The organism is Pseudophaeobacter sp. EL27 (assembly GCF_900313025.1).
Classification (GTDB): domain Bacteria; phylum Pseudomonadota; class Alphaproteobacteria; order Rhodobacterales; family Rhodobacteraceae; genus Pseudophaeobacter.
The window spans coordinates 504,781-526,113 of sequence record NZ_OMPQ01000009.1; the positions used below are offsets into that span (position 1 = coordinate 504,781).

The 21,333-nt window shown below is 55.2% G+C and carries 17 protein-coding genes and 1 pseudogene; 9 read left to right on the forward strand and 9 right to left on the reverse strand.

The features are described 5' to 3' along the window. Positions 1 to 59 precede the first annotated feature (59 nt). On the forward strand, positions 60 to 1,172 hold the full coding sequence (locus ED661_RS10130; RefSeq protein ID WP_122073781.1) for a Ppx/GppA phosphatase family protein: 1,113 nt from the start codon (positions 60 to 62) through the stop codon (positions 1,170 to 1,172). Between the two features lie 65 nt (positions 1,173 to 1,237). Then, complete coding sequence (locus ED661_RS10135; RefSeq protein WP_122074098.1) at positions 1,238 to 1,969, forward strand: RlmE family RNA methyltransferase; 732 nt, start codon at positions 1,238 to 1,240, stop codon at positions 1,967 to 1,969. Between the two features lie 6 nt (positions 1,970 to 1,975). On the opposite strand, the gene ED661_RS10140 is transcribed toward ED661_RS10135, so the two are convergent. Both ED661_RS10140 and ED661_RS10145 read right to left on the reverse strand, forming a co-directional pair. Continuing rightward, positions 1,976 to 2,155: a hypothetical protein gene (locus tag ED661_RS10140; protein WP_122073782.1), complete on the reverse strand. Its 180-nt coding sequence runs from the start codon at positions 2,153 to 2,155 to the stop codon at positions 1,976 to 1,978. Positions 2,156 to 2,319: 164 nt separating this feature from the next. Continuing rightward, positions 2,320 to 3,180, reverse strand: a complete 861-nt coding sequence (locus ED661_RS10145) for a YihY/virulence factor BrkB family protein (protein WP_162930100.1) — start codon at positions 3,178 to 3,180, stop codon at positions 2,320 to 2,322. Positions 3,181 to 3,349: 169 nt separating this feature from the next. Between ED661_RS10145 and ED661_RS10150 the strand changes: the two genes are divergently transcribed. Genes ED661_RS10150 through ED661_RS10160 form a run of 3 tightly spaced genes read left to right on the forward strand, consistent with a single transcriptional unit; the run spans position 3,350 to position 7,468 of the window. After that, the gene (locus tag ED661_RS10150) at positions 3,350 to 4,006 is read left to right on the forward strand and encodes an ABC transporter ATP-binding protein (protein WP_122073783.1); all 657 of its coding nucleotides are present in this window, start codon (positions 3,350 to 3,352) and stop codon (positions 4,004 to 4,006) included. Next, the gene (locus ED661_RS10155; protein WP_174214170.1) at positions 4,003 to 6,426 is read left to right on the forward strand and encodes an ABC transporter permease; all 2,424 of its coding nucleotides are present in this window, start codon (positions 4,003 to 4,005) and stop codon (positions 6,424 to 6,426) included. The genes ED661_RS10150 and ED661_RS10155 overlap by 4 nt, the downstream gene beginning before the upstream one ends. Continuing rightward, positions 6,416 to 7,468, forward strand: a complete 1,053-nt coding sequence (locus ED661_RS10160; RefSeq protein WP_122073784.1) for a lipocalin-like domain-containing protein — start codon at positions 6,416 to 6,418, stop codon at positions 7,466 to 7,468. Before ED661_RS10155 ends, ED661_RS10160 begins: the two co-directional genes overlap by 11 nt. A 42-nt stretch (positions 7,469 to 7,510) precedes the next feature. Here ED661_RS10160 and ED661_RS10165 read toward each other — a convergent pair whose 3' ends face one another. The 3 genes from ED661_RS10165 to ED661_RS10175 form a co-directional block, all read right to left on the reverse strand. After that, the gene (locus tag ED661_RS10165) at positions 7,511 to 7,957 is read right to left on the reverse strand and encodes a universal stress protein (protein ID WP_122073785.1); all 447 of its coding nucleotides are present in this window, start codon (positions 7,955 to 7,957) and stop codon (positions 7,511 to 7,513) included. Further along, positions 7,954 to 11,055, reverse strand: coding sequence for a TRAP transporter permease (locus ED661_RS10170; protein WP_122073786.1), 3,102 nt, complete (start codon positions 11,053 to 11,055; stop codon positions 7,954 to 7,956). Before ED661_RS10170 ends, ED661_RS10165 begins: the two co-directional genes overlap by 4 nt. Before the next feature lie 143 nt (positions 11,056 to 11,198). After that, entirely contained in the window at positions 11,199 to 12,164 is a 966-nt protein-coding gene (locus ED661_RS10175; RefSeq protein ID WP_122073787.1) for a TAXI family TRAP transporter solute-binding subunit, read from the reverse strand. Between the two features lie 994 nt (positions 12,165 to 13,158). Between ED661_RS10175 and mtnA the strand changes: the two genes are divergently transcribed. The 4 genes and pseudogenes from mtnA to ED661_RS10200 all read left to right on the forward strand — a co-directional run bounded on the left by mtnA (position 13,159) and on the right by ED661_RS10200 (position 17,545). After that, positions 13,159 to 14,271: an S-methyl-5-thioribose-1-phosphate isomerase gene (gene mtnA / locus ED661_RS10185; protein WP_122073788.1), complete on the forward strand. Its 1,113-nt coding sequence runs from the start codon at positions 13,159 to 13,161 to the stop codon at positions 14,269 to 14,271. 4 nt (positions 14,272 to 14,275) lie between these two features. Then, positions 14,276 to 14,938 carry a class II aldolase/adducin family protein gene (locus tag ED661_RS10190; protein WP_122073789.1) on the forward strand — a complete coding sequence of 221 codons (663 nt, stop codon included), beginning with the start codon at positions 14,276 to 14,278 and terminating at the stop codon, positions 14,936 to 14,938. A gap of 246 nt (positions 14,939 to 15,184) precedes the next feature. Beyond that, positions 15,185 to 16,795 (forward strand): ATP-binding protein, encoded by a 1,611-nt coding sequence (locus tag ED661_RS10195; RefSeq protein ID WP_122073790.1) that lies wholly within the window; start codon positions 15,185 to 15,187, stop codon positions 16,793 to 16,795. Positions 16,796 to 16,906: 111 nt separating this feature from the next. Next, positions 16,907 to 17,545 (forward strand): annotated as a pseudogene (locus ED661_RS10200) (IS5 family transposase). A 493-nt stretch (positions 17,546 to 18,038) separates the two neighbouring features. Here ED661_RS10200 and ED661_RS10205 read toward each other — a convergent pair. From ED661_RS10205 to ED661_RS10220, 4 genes are all read right to left on the reverse strand, one after another. After that, on the reverse strand, positions 18,039 to 18,638 hold the full coding sequence (locus ED661_RS10205; RefSeq protein ID WP_122073791.1) for a rhodanese-like domain-containing protein: 600 nt from the start codon (positions 18,636 to 18,638) through the stop codon (positions 18,039 to 18,041). A gap of 402 nt (positions 18,639 to 19,040) precedes the next feature. After that, on the reverse strand, positions 19,041 to 19,799 hold the full coding sequence (locus ED661_RS10210; RefSeq protein ID WP_122073792.1) for an enoyl-CoA hydratase-related protein: 759 nt from the start codon (positions 19,797 to 19,799) through the stop codon (positions 19,041 to 19,043). Between the two features lie 45 nt (positions 19,800 to 19,844). Next, positions 19,845 to 20,720 (reverse strand): serine aminopeptidase domain-containing protein, encoded by an 876-nt coding sequence (locus ED661_RS10215; RefSeq protein ID WP_122073793.1) that lies wholly within the window; start codon positions 20,718 to 20,720, stop codon positions 19,845 to 19,847. Next, positions 20,713 to 21,174, reverse strand: coding sequence for a MarR family winged helix-turn-helix transcriptional regulator (locus ED661_RS10220; RefSeq protein WP_122073794.1), 462 nt, complete (start codon positions 21,172 to 21,174; stop codon positions 20,713 to 20,715). Before ED661_RS10220 ends, ED661_RS10215 begins: the two co-directional genes overlap by 8 nt. Positions 21,175 to 21,333: the final 159 nt, after the last annotated feature.

Here is a 21,333-nt window from a genome sequence, read left to right on the forward strand (position 1 = left end):
GCGCAGCGGGGCCTGGCTCCATAGTCTAGGGGCAACACGATAATCGGAGGGCGTGAATCATGGCGCCCAGGCGTTCCAAAGGTGCGGGCGCGTTTCCCAAGGTGGTTGAAACCCCTGTACCAGCCCGTCCGGATTCTGATGCGCTCTATGCGGCTCTGGATCTTGGCACAAATAGTTGCCGCATGCTGATTGCCCAGCCAAAAGGCAGTGGCTTTCATGTGGTAGACAGCTTTTCCAAGTCAGTGCAATTGGGCACCGGGCTTGAACGAACGGGGCGTCTGTCTCGTTCGTCCATGGCTCGTACCATTCAGGCTTTGCGGATTTGTCAGCAAAAACTGAAACGTAACCGCGTCAAACGCATGCGCCTGGTCACCACCGAGGCCTGTCGGCGCGCCAAGAACGCGCGTGAGTTCATCAGGCAGGTGAAACGGGAAACCGGGCTGCTGCTGGAAATCATCCAACCCGAGGAGGAGGCCCGCCTGGCGGTGATCTCCTGTGCGCCCCTGGTGTCGACCAAAACGGACCAGCTCTTGGTGGTGGATATCGGTGGCGGTTCGACCGAGCTGGTCTGGATTGACCTTTCCTCGGTTCCGGCCCGGGATCGACCGGCGGCAATCATGCGACTGCATGCCGGGTTCCATACTGCCGACAGCCCCTTTCCCTCGGCCAAGGTTGTCGATTGGATTTCGGTTCCCTTAGGGGTCGCCACTCTACGCGATCAGTTTAACGACGTGGAAGATGACTCTGCCCGCTTTGCCCTGATGAGCTGGTACTTTGAAGAACATCTGGCGGATTTTGCGCCCTATAAGGATGAGCAGGCCCGCGATGGCTTTCAGATTGTTGGCACCTCAGGTACGGTGACCACTGTTGCTGCCTCCCATCTTGGGTTAAAGCGCTACGACCGAACCAAGGTTGACGGGCTGCGGATGACCAGCGACCAGATCGACAAGGTGATCCGTGGCTATCTGGAGCTTGGGCCGCAGGGGCGGCGTCGCGATCCCCGGATCGGCGAAGACCGTCAGGCCTTGATCATGTCCGGATCGGCAATTCTGCAAGCGCTGCTGCGCTGCTGGCCGACGGATCGGCTCTCGGTTGCGGATCGGGGACTGCGCGAAGGCCTGCTCTATGCGCAGATGAGCGCGGATGGCGTATTGGAAGACGGGCCCTTCTGAGGCACGTAAATGTAATTCACGCCCTGCCCTTCGTTTTGGAGGCTGCGGCGAAAACGGTGAAGATGATGGCAAAAACGCCTACAGGAAAGACCCCCACAGGCAAGAACACCTCTGGTCGTGGTCAACGTGATCTGAAGGTCAAAGTGAAATCTGCCCGCGGGCGGACCTTGAGTTCTACCCGCTGGTTGCAACGGCAGCTGAATGACCCCTATGTGAAACGCGCCCAGGCCGAAGGCTATCGCGGTCGCGCCGCCTATAAGATCATGGAAGTCGACGACAAATACCGCTTCCTAGTACCTGGTGCGCGGATTGTTGATCTGGGCTGTGCCCCTGGTGGCTGGGCGCAGGTTGCGGTGAAACGCATCAATGTGATGGGCGAAAAACGCGGCAAAGCTCAGGGGCGCATCATCGGCGTTGATCTACAGGAGATGGAACCTCTGGCGGGCGCTGAGCTTCATACGCTGGATTTCATGGATGAAGGCGCGGATGATCAGGTCAAGGAATGGCTTGGCGGCAAGGCGGATGTTGTGATGTCCGACATGGCAGCCTCAAGCTCGGGTCACAAACAAACCGATCACCTGAAGATTATTGCCCTCTGCGAGGCCGCTGCATATTTTGCCTTTGATGTGCTCGAAGAAGGCGGCACTTTTGTCGCCAAAGTTCTGGCAGGTGGGGCCGAGGGTGAGTTGCAGAAACTGCTGAAGAACAAATTCACCAAGGTTGCCAATGTCAAACCGCCCTCATCGCGGTCGGACAGTTCGGAGAAATTTGTGGTAGCAATGGGCTTTAAGGGCTAGCGACCCTTAGTGTTGCCCCATCAGGGACCGCGCTGCCAGATCTCGGAGTTTGAGGGCATCTTCGCCCTCGCCTTCGCTCTGCAAAGAGACCCGCAGCTTTTGCGTCACCCGGTTGGCAAGCACTGACTTTTTCAAAACCTGTTTAACCACCTCTGGAACCAACAACTCTTTGGCAAACCCTGTCATCTTGATCTTCCTATTCTTCTACCCTGTGGTGTCAGGATAAGAACTGGGTAGGATCTGAGCGGGGCCAAAATGTGGCAGCTCTGCCCCATTGTTTCCAATCCGGAAACATGTGTCTTTTCTGCACTCTCGGTTCCTTGAAAGATCCGACCCCAATTTCTCCTAGGTCAATTCTTTGCTTTGCGAAGATCAATAAGAGCACCGTTGAACTCCGCCCCAAAGATCAAGATAGCCGCGTTGACGTAGAGAAAGATCATCGCCGCCATAGCCCCGGCTAGCCCGGCATAGGTGGCAGAATATTGAGCGATAGAGCCCACATAGAAAGCAAAGCCAATCCCAGCCCCCCACCACAGGGCGACCGTTAACACAGTTCCTGGCAAAATATGGGACAGGCGATGAACATGGCCGGGCAGCAAGAGGTGGCAGAAAAAAACGGCTATAAATGGCAGCAGCACAGCCACCAGCCCATGTAGTCCGGATGTCAAATAGCCCGAGAGCTCCACATCCGGAAAAAAGTCAGCCAGATAATGCAGATAGAGCGGTAAGATCACCTCAAACAGGGCGGCAAACAAGATGCCGATGCCGCCGAGGATCACAAAGCCAAAACACAGCAACCGTGACAGCCAAAAGGGACGCTTATCGTCATCGTGATAGGCCTGCACCATGGCCAGACGCACCGCATTGACGCCATTGGAGGCAAAATACAGCGCAAAAACACCGCCGAAGGTGATCAGTCCGGTGCTTGAGGTTGCCAATACGGCATCCAGTTCTGCCAGGATCGGGGTGGAGACCGGCTCGGGCCAGCCACCAAAGACCAGATCCACCAGATGGTCTAGATCAACGCCCTGGGAAAAGACCCCCGCGATGGTGCCGGCCAGGGCAACGGTGAACAAGACAAAGGGAAACAGCGCCAGCATCATCGACATGGCGACATGGCTGCTCATCACCCAACCGTTTTTGCTGCTGAACCGCCTTGCCGCCTGCCAGAGCGACTTCATCCAAATATTTGAGAAAACGCCATTATTCATTCCGATGGGGTTCCGTTTTTCGATCACAACATTCAGAATCCTATAGCAAAAATCCGCAACAGGACAGCTCCTTGCTGGACAGTTGGCGCGCAGGTGTATTGACTGTTAAATATCGATCGACCTGCCAACTGACGGCCCGTCGGCTCCTTACTGGGGATCAGATCAACACATGGTTTTAACCGTCTCAAACGTCACCAAAACAATACCTCAAAGCGGCCTGGAAAAACCCATTCTGGATCAGGTCTCCTTGCAGCTGGACGCAGGCAAATCGCTGGCACTCACCGGTGAAAGCGGTTCCGGAAAAAGCACGCTTTTGCACCTTATCGGCGCCTTGGATGGTTTTGACGGTGGCGAGATCCAGATAGATGGCTGCCCGCTCAGCGCCCTTGATGATGGCAGCAGATCCGCCCTGCGCAGGAGCAAGGTTTCTATCGTTTTTCAACAGTTTAACATTATACCTTCACTTGATGTCGCAGCGAACATCTCACTTCACGCCAAGCTGGCAAAACGCCATGATCCGCAGTGGGACACGGAACTGGTGCGGCGCCTTGGGTTGTCCCCACTGATGTCGCGCTATCCAGAGCAGTTGTCAGGCGGGCAACAGCAACGTGTGGCCATTGCCCGCGCCCTCGCCATGCGCCCCAAGCTGCTGCTCGCGGATGAGCCAACGGGAAGTCTGGATGAGGAGACCGGCGACGCAGTATTGGCTTTGATGTTGGAGCTGGTGGCAGAAAGCCAGACGGCATTGTTTCTTGTCACCCATTCTCCCGGGATTGCCGCGGTTCTTGACCAACAGTTACACCTCAGCAATGGACGGCTGACGTGACCCGGGCTGCACTTGTTGCGCTGCTGTCCCATTGGCGCCAGCATCACTTTCAACTAGGCGTTTTGATCCTTGGCCTAGCGCTGGCCACCGCGCTTTGGATGGCGGTTCAGGCGATCAACACCCAGGCAAGATCCAGCTATGCCAAGGCCGAAGGCTATGTTCAGCAGTTTGACATGCCCGGCCTTGTCTCTACTAGCAACAGTCTGCGGGTGTCAGATTATGTTGCCCTAAAGCGCGCGGGCTGGGCACTCTCCCCAATGCTTGAAGGCCGCATGAGGCGAGCGGGTCAGTCCATTGATATCATTGGCGTAGATCTATTGACCACGCCTAGGATCTCTGGTGCGGTTCCTTCCGCAACAGAGGCAGAGACTGGAGAGCTGCTCCTCTCGATGCTGCGTTCCCCGGAGGGACTGCTGATGCATCCTGACACAGCCGCAGCTGTGTCAGAGGCCTTTGCAGACGCAAGAATCCACCTCACGACAGAGGTTCCCAATGGTCGCGCCATTGGCGATATTTCTACGGTCAGCCGCTTGCTTGACGAACCGGAAAAGCTAACGAGGTTGATCTATCTGGGCCAAGGCCAACCCTCGCTCACTGCCCTGCGTGCGCTGCCGGATCACATACAGTTTGAAGCCACTGGTACCAGTCCTATTGACCCCGGCAGCCTGACCGAGAGCTTTCACCTCAACCTGACGGCCTTTGGTTTTTTGTCCTTCGTTGTTGGGCTTTTTATTGTGCAGGGCACCGTTGGACTGGCGATGGAGCAGCGGCGTGGCCTATTTCGCACGCTGCGATGTCTGGGGCTGCCTTTTCGTAACCTCATCCTGATCTTGGTGATCGAAATCAGCATAATTGCTCTTACTTCGGCCTGCATCGGTTTGATAATTGGATACTTTCTTGCAACCGCCCTTTTGCCAGGTGTGGCTGTCACCCTATCCGGCCTTTACGGTGTGCAGGTTGAAAATAGCCTTACCGTTAGGCCAGAATGGATCTTGTCCGGTCTGGCGATGACACTGCTGGGGGCGGCCATTGCGAGTGGCTATGCCTTTTATAGCCTTTGGCGCCTTCCCATCCTGCAAGCCCCCTCCACCCAGGCCAGAGGGCAACAGATCCTCCGAAACTTCAATGGATGGGCTTTGACCGGGGCAGGATTGCTTGGACTAGGCTGCCTGTCGCTGCTGCTCTGGGGTGGGCTCAATGGTGGCTTTGTCTTTTTGGGCTGCATCATGTTGGGAACGGCGCTGCTCTTGCCCTTTTGCCTTTGGCACATTCTGCGTATTGGCCAAAGGCTGACGCCCCATCCGCTGGGCCATTGGCTCTGGGCGGATGCCAGGGCACAGCTTCCCGGTCTATCTCTGGCTCTGATGGCATTGATGCTGGCCTTGGCAACAAATATTGGTGTTGGAACAATGGTTTCCAGCTTCAGATTGACCTTCTCTGAGTGGTTGGATCAACGGCTGTCTTCGGAGCTCTACGTAACAGCCCGCGATGATACCCAAGGAGCCGCGCTCTTGCATTGGTTGGAGGTGAGAGACCTTCGCGTCTTACCGATCCGTTCTCAGGTTCTGCAGCAGCCGACAGGGCAAATCACCATCTACGGGGTCCGCGATGACCCCACCTATCGAGACAACTGGCCCATGCTTGAGGCCCAACCAAAGGTCTGGGATCAACTGGCGGATGGACAGGGCATACTGGTGAGCGAACAACTGGCACGGCGTGCGGATCTCAGCTTGGGCGACAGAATTGAGCTACCCCAGGGCTGGCCAAACAGGGTTCTGGGGATCTATTCCGACTATGGCAATCCCCATGGACAGGCAATTGTCTCGATGCCACAACTGTTGCGCAATGCGCCAGAGGCGCCAAACCAGCGCTTTGGCCTGCGCATGGATCTCGATGAAATTCCAAATCTGATCAAAGATCTCCAAGAGGTATTTGATTTAGAAAGAGAAAACATAACCGAGCAGGGCAAAATCAAAGCGGCGTCAAAACGGATATTTGATCAGACTTTCGGTGTCACTGACAGCCTAAAGCTGCTCACTCTCGGGGTGGCGAGTTTTGCCATTTTCACCAGTCTTGCGACCCTGTGGAGCCAACGCTTGCCGCAGCTTGGGCCAGTTTGGGCCATGGGAGTCAGCCGCAGAACCCTTGCCATGATCGACATTTTACGCAGCTTGTTGATGGCCGCTCTCACTGCGCTTTTGGCGCTGCCGCTGGGCCTGGTCCTGTCCTGGGCCTTGCTAGTGGTGATCAACACAGAGGCCTTTGGCTGGCGGCTGCCCGTCTATCTGTTCCCACTGGACTGGCTATGGCTTACCAGCCTGTCGCTCCTTGCGGCATTGCTGGCGGCCTTGCTGCCTGCCTGGCGTCTGTTTCGGCTCCAACCCAGTGAGCTATTGAAGGTATTTTCCAGTGAACGTTAGCCGCTTTCTTTTTTGCCTCTGCCTCCTCACACCCACCCCCGGCTTTGCCCAGGGATTTGCCGGTCTCGGGACCGAGGCTGAGGGCTTTGCCATTCCATCGCCGAGCCACCGGTTGCAGTTCCCGCGCGATCATGGTGCTCATCCGGATTTTCGTATTGAGTGGTGGTATTTGACTGCCAACCTTGAAGGAGAAAATGGCGAAGAATACGGCATCCAATGGACCTTGTTTCGTAGCGCCCTTGCCCCCGGTGAAGCAAAGGGGTGGCAAAGCCCACAGATCTGGATGGGCCATGCCGGCCTCACCAGCGCCACCGAACATTTCTCGGCTGAACGTCTGGCCCGTGGTGGAATTGGGCAAGCTGGCGTCAGCTTAGCTCCCTTTGAGGCCTGGATTGATGATTGGCAAATGACCGGGACAGATGATCTGTCGCAGCTGGATCTTACTGCCAATGGGGGCAGCTTCTCCTATGCGCTCAAGGCAGAAGCTGAGGGCCCATTGGTTTTGCAGGGCGCGCAGGGCTATTCGGTAAAATCGCCCGAAGGCCAAGCAAGCTACTATTACTCGCAACCAGAGTACCGGATGGAAGGGGTGCTTACCCTGCCCTCTGGTCCTGTTGCGGTGCGTGGTGATGGCTGGTTGGATCGTGAATGGTCCAGCCAGCCCCTGTCAGAAAACCAAAGTGGTTGGGACTGGTTCTCCCTGCGGTTCGACAGCGGGGATAAGCTCATGGGATTTGTGCTGCGCGGTGCCAATGGTGCCAATGACTTCCGCTCCGGCACCTGGATTTCAGCTGATGGCGAGGTCACGCCATTACAACCGGGTGCCTTTCAGGCCGTCCCTCTGGCGCAGGTGATGGTCGGGGATAAAACGATCCCGGTGCGCTGGGAGGTTCACCTGCCCGATCGAGAAGTTTTTGTTACAGTAGAGGCACTTAACCCACAAAGCTGGATGGATGTATCCTTTGCCTATTGGGAAGGTCCCGTAACCATTTCAGGCAGCCACAGTGGTAAAGGGTACCTGGAAATGACGGGCTATGAATAGGGCATCAGCAACAAGGGGCGCTCGCAAGCGCCCCTTTCTTTGTTATTGATCCTTTGGTCCGCGAACCACAAAGACCGAGCATTCGGAATGCCGGATGACCCGGGCCGCATTCGGCCCAAGCAGATAGTCCTTCAGATCTGGCTTATGGGCGCCAATCACGATGAGATCACTGCCGGCGGCCTCGGCCACCTTCAGGATTTCCTGATAGGCGGTACCCGTGGCAACCACATGACGGATCTTATTGTTGTGATCCTCCCCGAGGATTTCGGCGCAAACCGATTTGAGCCTGGCTGTGGTGTCTTCAACCGCCTTTTCGTGATGATGGCTTTCAAAAAAGCCAGAGACCCAGCTTTCCCCAAAATCCGGCAGAACATTAACCACATCCAATTGCGCCCCGTCGAGATCGGCCATTCTGGCCGCCTGTTCGAGAACCAATTTATCTGTGGCTTTGTCGCTCAACTCGACCGCACATAGGACCGATTTGATCATGCTGGAACTCCTTCTCTACGGGCACGGCCGCGTTGCATCAGGGCAATCAAACCCAGCAGCAAAAGCGCTGGAATGAACACCAGCTCCTTTGGCATCTGGTCAGCTGGTGCGAGGATTTCTTTCACAAAAACAGGACTATCCCCGTAAAAGTCAAAGCTGCCAAGATCCTGTTCCGCTGGGGTGCCAAAGCCCGGCGCGTCCAGGTTCATCTGATCTGCCTCAGGCAACAGGATCAGTCCGGCTTTCTCCGCCATGGCAGCACCGTCCAGACCTTCGAGAACCTCAACAACCAGGGTGGTTGAAGCGATCTCTCCGGTATCAAAATCCGGGCCTTCAATGGTGAGACGAAGCTGCTGCCCTGCCTCTGCCGCACCAAGCGCCTGCACCAGTTCGGTCGGGGCAACCTCAGTATGAGGAGGCATGATCCGGTTCATGAAGAAATCCGGACGGAACAGTGCAAAGGCAACAAAGACCAGCAGGAAACTCTCGTATAGTCTGCTGCGGGTGACAAAGTAGCCCATGGTGCCAGCGGTAAAGACCAGGATGGCAATTGTCGCGGATATGGCCACCAATATGCCCTGGGTCCAGGTCACATCTATCAACAACAGATCAGTGTTGAAGATGAAGACAAAGGGCAAAGCCACTGTTCGCAAACTATAAAAGAAGGCGACAAAGCCTGTGCGGATCGCATCGCCACCCGATACAGCAGCGGCAGCAAAGCTGGCAAGCCCGACCGGTGGCGTCACATCGGCCATGATCCCAAAGTAGAACACAAAGAGATGCACGGCGATTAGCGGCACGATCAGCCCGGACTGCGCGCCCAGCTCAACCACAACCCCCGCCATCAGCGAGCTGACAACGATATAGTTGGCCGTGGTGGGCAGGCCCATGCCCAGCACCAGCGACAAGAGACCAACGCAGAGCAGGACAAAAACCAGAATGGTGCCGGTCATATCTGCAGCGCGCTCCGCCACGGTGCCTTGGAAACTGGTGATACCAACCAGATCCGTCAGCGGGCTGATGGCGTGAACCACAACCGCACTGAGATAGGTCAGACCATAGGCCATGGTTTCAACCAGATCTGCCATCACCTGCCCAACACCTGTCAGCGTCACTGTACCAACAATCACACCGGCCGTTGCTGTTGCCAGGGCAATACCGATCATATTGCGAGAGCCGTCAATCAACCCGCTCCACAGATCGTGGCAGCCTTCAAGGAAGGTCGTCATCATGTTGCTTTGGTTGCGGAAAAACGCCTTGATGGGCTTTTGGGTCAACAGAATGACAAAGAGCAGCGCCGTCGCCCAGAAGGCTGAAAGCCCCGGGGATTTCTGCTCGATCATCAGGAAGTAGACCAGGACAATGATGGGCAGAAGATAGTGCAGGCCAGCCTTATAGATCTTTGAAATATCCGGCAGTTCGACCTCTTTTGCATTGGGGTCATCCGGTTCCAGATCATCAATCCCAGCGGCCAAGGCCACCAGGGCGACATAGATTGCAAAAACAGTGCCAAACATTAGCAGGCCGGCAATACTGGGCACCCATTTATAGGCAGCGTTCACCGGGAACTGACTGCCGTAGCACAGCCCGGCAAAGACAATAAAGAAGCTCGCCATACCCAGGATGGTGCGCACCATATGGACCTCGCGGTTGCCCAAAGTGGGCATGTTCCGCTTCACCGCTTCCAGATGCACGATATAGACCAGTGCGATGTAGGAAATCGCGGCCGGCAGGAAGGCATGGGTGATCACCTCGACATAGGAAATGCCGACATATTCCACCATCAAGAAGGCCGCAGCCCCCATGACCGGCGGCATGATCTGACCATTCACTGAGGAGGCCACCTCAACCGAGCCAGCCTGTTCCGAAGAAAAGCCCACGCGTTTCATCAGCGGGATGGTAAAGGTGCCGGTGGTGACCACATTGGCAATCGAAGACCCGGAGATCAGACCGGTCGCGGCAGAGCCAACAACGGCTGCCTTGGCAGGACCGCCACGCAGGTGACCCAAGGCACCGAAGGCCATTTTGATGAAGTAGTTCCCTGCCCCGGCCTTATCAAGAAGAGCTCCGAAGAGCACAAAAAGAAAGACAAATTTTGTCGAGACCCCTAGTGCGATCCCAAAGACCCCCTCGGAGGTGATCCACATATGGCTCATCGCTTTTTTCAGGCTAGCGCCTTTCCAGCGGATCACCTCGGGCACCCATTCAGAGGAGCCAAAGAAGACATAAGCCAAGAAAATCGTGGCGATGATCGCCATGGCTGGTCCAAGCGCGCGGCGCGCGGCCTCGAACAGGATCAGCAGACCGGCAAGCGCGTAATACTTGTCGATGTCATCAGCCAACCCGCCACTGTCGACGATTTTTTGGTAGTTCAAAAAACCGTATATGGAGACAAAGACACCAGCGGCAGCCAGGGCCCAGTCCTGCAAAGGGACAAAGTCACTCTCTGGCGTATCCCATTGACGGACATAAGAAAGGACAAACCAGGCGCTCATCCCCAGCCCCAGAAGCAGCGCGACGATCTGCAGTGTTCCGCTCCAACCGCCCAACAGGTATTGGCCAAGAATGGCAAAGGCGCTGTAGAACAGTACCAGCATGGCGGCAAACATGCCTAAGGCACTGGCGATCCGCTCAACCCCGGTGGCAATCCCGCTGCCATTTAGGAAAGTCGGCATGACCAAGGCCAGCGCAACAAGGGCCCCTATCAGAACTGCCACATTCATTGAAATTTCAGGCGAGAGCGTCACCAGCAGCGCCACCGTAAAGGCGCCAAGCCCGAGCACTGTCCCCAGATGCCCAAGGGCAAAGGAAATCAGGTTTCGGCTTTCGCGGCCCATCGCCGGATATGCCATAAAGCCCAGCATCAAGGCAAAGGCCAGATGGATCAAACGCGAGTTGTTGTTGACGGCACCGGGCAGCAGGTAGTTTGCCAGAGGTGAGGCCAGAATGACTTGGAAAACGGACCAGCTTACAGCGATGACGGCGAGGGAAAGTCCCACAGCTCCAACCGGGTTGCGCGCACCCGCATCAGAGGAGGCAACCAGTTCCTGCAGTTCATCTTCGCTAAGCGGTCGATTTCCCTGAACATCAGATGTCATGGATAATCTCCCATCCAGACCGGTGCCGTCGTTTAGGGCTTTCCCTAGATGCGGACCGTGTCTGCTATTATTGATTTTGGGGGCAGCCCCCTCGTAAAGGAAAGGGGCGCAAACCTGCGCCCCTCCCTATGTCGTTGGATTTATTATTCAATCCAGCCTTGCTCACGGTAATATTTCGCCGCGCCATCATGCAATGGTGCAGAGAGGCCATCAGCAATCATCTCTTCAGGCTTCAGATTTGCAAAGGCAGGGTGCAGCTTGCGGAAGGCGTCAAAGTTTTCAAACACCGACTTTACAACCGCATAGACTGCGTCTTCGGAAACATCCGTGGAGGACACAAAGGTCGCGCCAACACCAAAGGTTTGGGTATCCGCATCGGAGCCGCGATACATGCCGCCGGGGATGGTGGCGGTACGATAGAAGGCATTGTCGTCGACCAGCTTGGTCACGGCGTCGCCATCCACGGTTACAAGCACGGAATCACAGGCAGTGGTGGCTTCCTGGATCGAACCCGAGGGGTGACCAACGGTATAGATCATGGCATCGATCTGGTTGTCACACAGAGCCGCAGACTGTTCAGCCGCTTTCAGCTCGGTTGCCAGAGCAAAATCTTCCATGCCCCAACCCTTGGCGCCCATCAGAACTTCCATGGTGCCACGCTGACCGGACCCTGGGTTACCGATGTTGACGCGCTTGCCTTTCAGATCGTCAAAGGTGGTGATGCCGGAGTCGGCACGTGCCACAACTGTAAAGGGTTCAGGGTGCACAGAGAATACTGCACGAAGCCCCTCAAAGGCGCCTTTTTCGGCGAACTTGGAGCTGCCGTGATAGGCGTGGTGCTGCCAATCCGACTGGGCAACACCAAACTGCAATTCGCCTTCGCGGATTGTGTTGATGTTGTAGACAGAACCGCCAGTGGATTCGACGGCGCATTTGAAACCATGCTCTTTGCGGTTTTTATTGACCAGACGACAGATCGCGCCACCTGTGGGGTAATACACCCCAGTTACACCGCCGGTGCCGATGGTGATATATTCCTGCGCCTGTACGGCTGGCACCATAAAGGCAGCCGCAACCAAAGCACCGATGGTTAGTTTCGTATGTTTCATGTTTAGATCTCTCCCACGATATTTTTCATGAAATTTCACCGTTCTACGTTGGAACGGCGATAGGCTCGCACGCACTCAAGTTTCATCCAGAGCCCTGCGGCCAACAAGATGAATGAGGGGTGATCTGTTCGCACCCGCCAAGCTAGCCCCCTGCGGTCCCAGCCTGTCAAGCGGTTCAAGTTCAAGCTAGGTGGATGAGGCGGCAGTTTCCTCGCATGTGACAAAAGCCTGCCATTTTTCCCCGCGACCTCCCCCATCAAGAGTCGCAGTACTGTGGCAGAATGCCGCACCACTATGCAAGAGCGATCTCAACTCGACGCTTGTTTTGCGGAGGGATTTTGGGCTGTTTTGCAAGAAAAAGGCGGAAAAATAGATGAAACAGTGACTTTCCCCTCAATTCCGCTTAGTAAAACCTCAAAACAACCGATCAACCCTGACGTGAGTCGACTGCTGTCCAAAAGGAGACCTATTGTGATCCTACTCAGCAACTTGGTAGCGGACAACCCTTCCGTACAGGACTTCTGGTCCCTTGAGAGATGCGTTTCAGCAGCAGCGCGAAGCACTCCCGGTTACTTGGAAACGCCGGTGTCTTCGATACGCTTTGACGTGGAACCCGAATACCGTTCAACGCCGCGAAAATGGCAAATCATTCTGACTGCCGCCTTTGAAAGAGGTCTTCGCGCCCGAAGCCTGAATACGTAGGTGGCCTGAACCAGCAAGACTCCTGAGGCTCAAGGTCTCTTTTAACTGCCCCTAAACGCTGCCGCGCCGCTATCAAATGTACCGCCGTCGAAAGACCCAGTAGACTTTGAGCACTGTCAGAGCGCCCAGAGACTGGACCTGCCATCTGATCAGCAACTATCGCAGACAAGATTTTTCTCACTCTCTACGCAACATCTGTCATAAGGAAAAACCAAAGCCAGCTAACCAGGCTGTTGCATTCTATTTCTGCCCGCACCTTTTTTGCAGGCTGTAGGCCTATCGGAGAATCTTCATGAAAGTTGACGGCACGCCCTATCGATCCCTGTGGTGGGATGCTGACGCCCAGGCTGTGAAAATCATTGATCAACGCTGGTTGCCCCATGATTTTCGCATCGAACAACTGAACAGTCTGGCGGATTATGCGCGAGCCATCAAAGACATGCATGTGCGTGGCGCCCCGCTTATCGGCGCCACCGCGGCCTACGGTATGGCATTGGCCATGCGGCTGGATCCCAGCGATGCCGCTTTGCAAGACTGCTGGGATTTTCTGCACCAAACCCGTCCCACCGCCATTAACCTGCGTTGGGCCTTGGACCGATGCCGCGCGCGGTTGGTGGCGCTTCCTCTTGAAAGGCGTGGCCCAGAGGCGCTGGCCCTGGCGCATGAGATCGCAGAGGAAGATGTGGAGATCAATCGCCGCATCGGGGTGAATGGGTTGCAGCTCATCCAACAGATCGCCGCCAACAAGGGTGATGGCAGCCCGGTGCGCCTGTTGACTCATTGCAATGCCGGCTGGCTTGCAACGGTCGATTGGGGCACGGCCACCAGCCCCATGTATCACGCCCATGACGCAGGCGTTGCGCTGCATGTCTGGGTGGATGAGACCCGTCCACGCAACCAAGGTGCGCTAACCGCCTGGGAGCTGGGCAGCCATGGCATCAGCCATCAATATATCACCGACAACGCAGGTGGCCACCTGATGCAGCATGGTCTGGTTGACATGGTGATTACCGGCACCGACCGCACCACACGCCAGGGCGATGTCTGCAACAAGATCGGTACCTACCTGAAAGCCCTGGCGGCAAATGATAACAATATCCCCTTTTACGTTGCCCTGCCCTCGCCCACAATTGACTGGACAGTGCGCGACGGCGTCGCTGAGATTCCGATTGAGGATCGCCCTGCCGAAGAGATCAGTCATATTCAGGGCAGCTCCGCCACAGGCGACATAGCATCGCTACAGGTCACCCCGGTAGGCACAGAGGTCGCAAACCCTGCCTTTGATGTGACCCCAAATCACCTGGTGACCGGCTTGATCACCGAGCGAGGGGTCTGCGCCGCATCGGAGGCGGGATTGGCATCGCTGTTCCCGGATTTGGCGCCTTCTGCAGCAGCACAGGTCTGACCTGATGCAAAGCCCCTATTCTGACACCACCGAAACCCGGCAAGCCATTATTGAGGCCTGTCTTGCAATGCAGGCCGCGGGCGTCAATCAGGGTGTTTCGGGCAATATCTCACTGCGCACCGATGCGGGCATGCTGATCACCCCCTCGGGTCAGGATTATGAAAAGATGCACCCCGATATGATGGTTTTGATGCCACTGGATGGATCGCCTCCAGGTAAAGGCCAGATGAAGCCCTCCTCGGAATGGCAATTTCACCGGGATATTCTTTTGGCCAAACCCGCGGAAATGGCGGTGGTCCATGCGCATCCCGTTTTCTGCACAGCCTTGGCGATGAACCACCAGCCAATCCCGGCCTGTCACTATATGGTGGCGGCCTTTGGCGGGGATGATGTTCCTGTTGCTGAATATGCGCTTTTTGGTAGCCAGGACCTGTCCCGCCTTGTGGTTCAGGCGCTGGAGAACCGATACGGATGCCTGATGGCCAACCACGGAGCCGTGGTCACCGGGGACAGCCTGGATCGTGCACTCTGGCGCATGATCGAGCTGGAAACCTTGGCCAAGGGCTATGTCACATCTCTCAGCATTGGGAACCCGAAGATCCTCACACCCGAGCAAATGAGTGAAGTCAAAAAAGCCTTTGCAGACTATGGCCTCAGGGCCCGTTGATCACTCCAAGCCCCGTGAAGTCATGCAGGTGGGGGACGGGTAAATGTGCATCTGAAAAGCGTAGGCGCACCTGGTAATCGCTCATAAAGGAGGGGGTGATCAGCTTGCTACGGCTGCTCACTGGCGTTTTTTCTGTCGATCACATTTAAATTTGGTTAGTGGAAATTCGATATCAGGTTAGGTTCTGGTATGCACTTGGCGTCCGAATAGTCGGGCACCTGTTCCAGTGTGCAAAGGAAATGACGCGTGAATCGACCACAAGCACCGGACCTTTATGCCATATTGGATGCTGTTGGCATGGCGGTAATCGTTTTGGAGGTCTGTGACGACGGAATCCCCCGATATATAGCGATGAACAAACGTTCGCGACAGTACACCAAAATTCCTGAAGAAGGCTGGGTCGGGAAATCCGCTTTGGAGATTTTTGGTGGCTCCACCGGAAAAAGAGCTCTTGCCATACATAAAAGCGTGGCGCGTTCAGCCCAGAAAACGACATACGAGATTGATCTGCCTGCCGTTCAGGGAACACGGCACATTCGCACGACAATGACCCCTGTTTTTGACCCCGCAGGGAAACTGACCCATTTGGTTGGCTGCACCGAAGATATGACCTCTGAACGGGAACGCGATGCGGCTTTGGAACTAACCAGAATTGCCAAAGAAAAGGCAGAAGAAGCGAGCAAGGCCAAAGAACGGTTTCTGGCCAACATGAGCCATGAAATCAGGACGCCTATGAACGGAATTCTTGGTATCTGTGAGCTGCTCAAAGAGACCGACCTGGATCAAGAACAATCTTTGTTTGCCAATACAATTTTCAATTCCACCACTGCGCTGCTGGAAATTATAAATGAGGTATTGGATTTTTCAAAACTCAACGCGGAAAAGATGTCATTGCAGCATGCGCCTTTTTCTTTGCGTGTTCTGGTTGAGGAAATCGCGGTACTCCTTTCTGCAAAAACCGCCTTCAAGGGGCTGGATTTTCATGTAGACTATCCTGACAGCGTGTCATCCACGTTTATTGGGGACGCCAACAAGGTCCGCCAAATCCTGTTGAACTTGATAGGCAACGCGATAAAATTCACTGAAGAAGGGCATGTTTCTGTCACATTCTCCCAGGATCACGGACCATTGCCGGGTCCGTTGCGGTTTGAAGTTTCAGATACGGGCTGCGGAATTGCGGAGAGCAAGCTGCACACCATCTTCTCGGCCTTTGAACAAGCGGATGGTTCGCCAAAAACGCTTTCCGAAGGAACCGGCTTAGGGCTCGCGATTTCACAGGCACTTGTCGAGCGTATGGGGGGAGAGATTTCGGTCAAATCCACGCCCGGTTTGGGCTCGACCTTTTCTGTAATGCTTGATCTTGAATTTCTGCCAGCAGAAACCGACGAGGCATCACCTATACAGAGAAAAGCAGAACCGATTCTGCTCGACCAAAGCCCCAGTGGTACAACTGCCGCTCCAGCGGAACATCCATCGCAGGCGTTGAACGGGATGCAAATACTTGTGGCCGAGGACAATAAGACCAACCAGTTGGTAGTTGAAAAAATGCTCAAGACATCAAGTGCAAAGATCCACTTTGCCGCAAATGGTGCTCTTGCGCTCGAGGCCTATCAGGTCTCGGAATACGATTTGATACTGATGGACCTCTCCATGCCTGTTATGGGCGGCCTTGAGGCAACACGGCAGATCAGGCAGCACGAGAAAGAAACCGGACGAACGAGGTGCCCAATTATTGCTCTCACAGCAAATGCACAGAAAAGCGACATGAAAGCCTGTCGTGAAGTCGGTATGAATGGCTTTTTGTCAAAACCATTTCGAAAACATGAGTTGCTAACCTGCCTGAACAACTTGGATTGAAGCCTCCAGCCGATTGTCAGCGCACAGATTTATCTACAGGAGATGAAGGGCTTTGTTGCACAAATCGGTTGAGGGATTCACTGCATGAAACCAGCATGATAGCTGGAAGTTATGAGTAGTTGGCATCCCACAAGATACAAGACCACGAACTGGTCGGCTTACAATAAGGCGCTGAAGCAGCGTGGATCGTTGACGATTTGGTTCGATCCCGGGATGACATGACGGCCACCACCAACCGGCAAGCGTGGTCGACAGCAGCAATTCAGCGATGCGACGATCCAGACTTGTCTGACCCTGAAAGTGTTGTTTGGTATGCCCCTGAGGCAAATGTCTGGGTTCGTCGAAAGTCTTTTGCAACTGGTCGGTCTGGATTGGGCGGCCCCCGACTTGAGTACGCTGTGTCGCCGTCAGAGAGTGCTGAACGTGAGCCTGCCTTATCGCGGTGGGTCCGGCCCACTGAACCTCCTTATCGACAGCACAGGGATCAAAGCCGAAGGTGAAGGCGAGTGGAATGCCCGAAAGCATGGCGGCCCCAATGCCCAGCGGTACCTGGGCCGCACCCTCTGGCGACACTGGAGCGGATGCCACCGCCGGAGCCGCGTCGAAACGAAGATGCATTGTGTCAAGTTGCTCGGTCAAAACCTCATGGCGAGGGACTTCGAAAGGCAGGTCGCGGAGGTCCAAATCCGCATCGCTATCCTGAACCGCTACATAGCTCTTGGCATACCCGTCACTGAGCCCGTAGGTTAAATCCGTCCGGGGAAAGCGGAGGCCTGCCCATCATCGGATTTGTGCAACAAAGCCGAGATGAAGCGTTGTTCCTGTGGCATGGCCTGTGCTGAGCAGCAAAACATCGCCTCCCTCGTTCGATCGCGGGTCATTTGAAGCGGCGCCCAACCCCGCACGCGCCTGCAGCAACGAACAATGAAGAACCATTCGTCACGGAAACAGCCTCCGGGACGGTGCAACGACTATGACAATGATCGGCACAAATTGGGGGCGCCCAAACATGTCAGGGTATGACATAGCTATTCAACAACCGGAACGGCTAGGACTGATCGCTACATTGAAAGATTGAATCATGCAAAGCACACGACTTCTCATCATCCAAAATGAGATCAATTTGGCCAAGTCGCTCACGAATTTGGCCAAATTTCACACTTAACAACTGACTAAACCAACTCAATAAAGCCTCTTAAATCCAAAGGCTTAGTGTGTCATGATTTGAGGCCAGCAGGCAAAATTACATCTCACCCTCTACAACAGTCAGACCCAGGCTATGCCAGGCTTGCATACCACCGCGGTAATAGAAAATCTTCTCGGCGGGGAAACCTTCACGCAGCATCGCCTTGATTGCCATTGGCGATTGACCACACCAGGGCCCATTGCAAAACAACAAAACCTCTTCGGATTGCGAGCAATCCCAGCGGCCCTCGCCACCTGTGCACCCGACCTCATTCAGGCGACTGGCCATTTGGGTATAGGGCATATTGATCGCGCTGGGGATGGTGCCGTCGAGATGCCATTCCAAGGTTCTGCTATCAATGAGTTTCCCGCCCCTATCGATGAACTTTAAAAGTTCGACTTCGGCAACTGTTGTGACGCCGGGCGCGGCCTGCATTGGCTGAACGCAAAACGGCGGGCACTGGCGTGAGGTTCTTGCGTAGCTCGGATTGATTGTGGCCTCAAGATCCTGATTGCGCATGATTTCAACCCGGCCATTCACAGTTTCCACTGTGACACTGCCAATCTCGCCATTGATCTTCACCGCAAGATCTTGTGCGGTGGCCGGCACTGCAGCCATGCCAACAAGGGCCAAAACAGCCAACGTTATTTTCTTCATCCTATCACCCGTTTGGTTGATCAAAAACTGTTCTGCGGTCAATATACATTTGAATGAATGCATGTGTAGGGGCTCGAGGGCAATACTGTTTGAGGACGGGCACAAACTTCGCCGGGCTCCGCGCCGTAGCGAAACCAGACAAGCACCCTGCCCCAGCAGTAAGATCCAAATGTCAAAGACCCTGATCAAGAGGGGTAAACCCACCCATTTTGTGATCTGGATAGGGGCTGGGATTCGAACGATTAAAGCCGTCAAAACCCAGCCACAGACATGTAACCGCCAAAGTCGCGTGCTACGTAAAAACCCATAACGGCCCGGAGACCGCGTGATGTAGATTGCGGCTCTCCAGCCTTAGATCTGCGTGAAACAAAACCTCCAAGCGGCGGGAGAGCCCGGCTTGGCTCAGGAAAAGGCAGGCGCCCGTTTTTGCATCATCGCTGCGACAACTTCAGAGAACTCAGACGATTTCAACTGCCCGATAAACAGCTCTGCCTCCGAAGCCATCTGCGCCGCAACCTGGTCACGCTGATTGCGGATCAGTGATTTGGACAGTTTCATCGCTTCCGGAGCCGATGCGGCGACATGTTTGGCAAGAGCTGCGACCTCATCCCCCAGGTCAGCATCCGCAAAAACCCGTGAAATCAGCCCATAATTATGCGCCTCCTCTGCGGTAAGCGTGCGCCCAGCCAGCAGGATGTCATTGGCAACGGCCATCCCCACAGAGGCCGACAGCAACATCGAAGAAGCAGCCTCTGGTACCAGGGCCAGTTTAACAAAGGGGGCGGTGAAGGTCGCGCTTGTCGCCGCATAGACCAAATCACAATGCAACAACATGGTCAGACCCACCCCAATTGCCGGGCCGTTCACAGCAGCGATCACCGGCTTTTTGCAGGTTGAAATCGCCTCCAGAAACCGCGCCACGGGCGGCAGGTCTCCTGTGTGATCCGCCATGGAGAAATCCTGCAGATCATTGCCGGCGGTAAAGTAATCCGCAGCCCCGGTGATCACAAAGGCACGCTGCTCAGCTGAGCCTTCATAGGCCTTCAGTGCATCCGCCATGGCCCCATACATTTCCTGGGTGATGGCATTACGTTTTTGTGGCCGATTGATGGTCAGCGTGGTCACCCGGTCCAGGGTTTTCAATGTGATTGAATCGCTCATTATGGCAGTCCTAACATCTGTGTTATCCAAGGCATTCCTGCCAGTTCAATGGGTTACCTGATCTTGTGAAAGCCAGTCCCAGCATTCCGCCCAAAGCGTTTCGCGGCCGGGACGAAAAGCACCCTCATGTCCAATGCGTCGAACCCCAATGTCATTGGGGGATCTGATTTGCAACGATTTCGCTGCGTTGGGATAGCAGTCCAGCAGATCACGCGCCGCCCTTGGGGTGGCAATCGGATCATCGCTAAAGACCCAGGACCGGATTGCAGCCGTCACATCACCGTAGTGCTGCGGCTTCAGCAACCCATCATAATCCGATTGAAAATAGCTCCGGCGCTGGCTCCATTTACGCCAGGTCTTAAACACCCGAGGCGGCAGTGCCTCGCCCTGCCAGCCGCCGCCGGGTTTGATATAGCCCCAGCGCAACAAGGAATAGGTGCCAAGACCCCACCAGAAGTACAATTCAAGCGGCCAGTTTTTTAGCTGATGCCCCCCAAAGAACCCAGTTCCAACCGAGACAAAGGCATGACGATCAATGGCTTGGTGATTGGACATCACCCCAACAAAATGGCCACCGACACTATGAGCCAGATGGGTGATCCGCAGCCCCGGTGCTGCCTCGGACAGCCGGTCCACCGCAGCAACCATGTCGTAGCGCCCCCAATCGGCATATTCGATCTCTGACTGCGCCAGATCCCCCTGACGGGAGCCCGCGATTCCCCGGTAGTCATAGGTCAGCACAATCGCCCCTCGTTCGGCCATATACTGTGCAACAGGATGATAAAACTGGCGCGGAAACCCGGTTCCCGCCGATATCAAAACCGCCAGCTTTGGTTTCTCACAACTGGTCAGGTCTCCCTGTAAGGGGACCCCGTCACTACAGGTAAAGCTGAGTGGCTCACGCCGAGTCGGTTCAATCATCGTAACCTCCGGACTGTGTGGTTGCAGGGTTGATTATCTCATCGGCGTGATCGACCAAGTGGGTTAAAAATCGCCGGATAACCACCTGTTCTTCATCACTAAAAGGTGCAAGAAGCGCCGCATTGAAGTGTTTGGTTTCCTCTTTGGCACGGGCCAGCAAAGTCGCACCACTTGGCGCTAGGTGGATATTGGTCACCCTCCCATCACTGGCGGATGCAATGCGGGCAACCAAGCCCCGTTCGACCATACGATCGACCAGGCCAGTGAGGCTGGATTTGCCCATCGAGAGCCGCTTGGCTATTTCGGAAATTGGCTGGGCGTCGGATTGTGACAGCACAAACAGCACCGCAAATTGGCTGGTGGTCAGCCCTACAGTCTGGCGGGTGCGCCGGTCCGCTGCACGAAACAGCGCACTATGGGCCACCTGCAACTGATGAAAGACGCGCAATTTCACGGGAAAACAGGACTCCAAAACCTAGGTTTAATTAGTTCGTATATGGACTAAATAAATCTGACAACGCATAACCTTAGGGCATGACGCCAAGTCACAACCTCAGCCATCGGCGGAAAACTCCTGACGACCTCTCTGCGATCGTTGGCGGAAACAGCATTG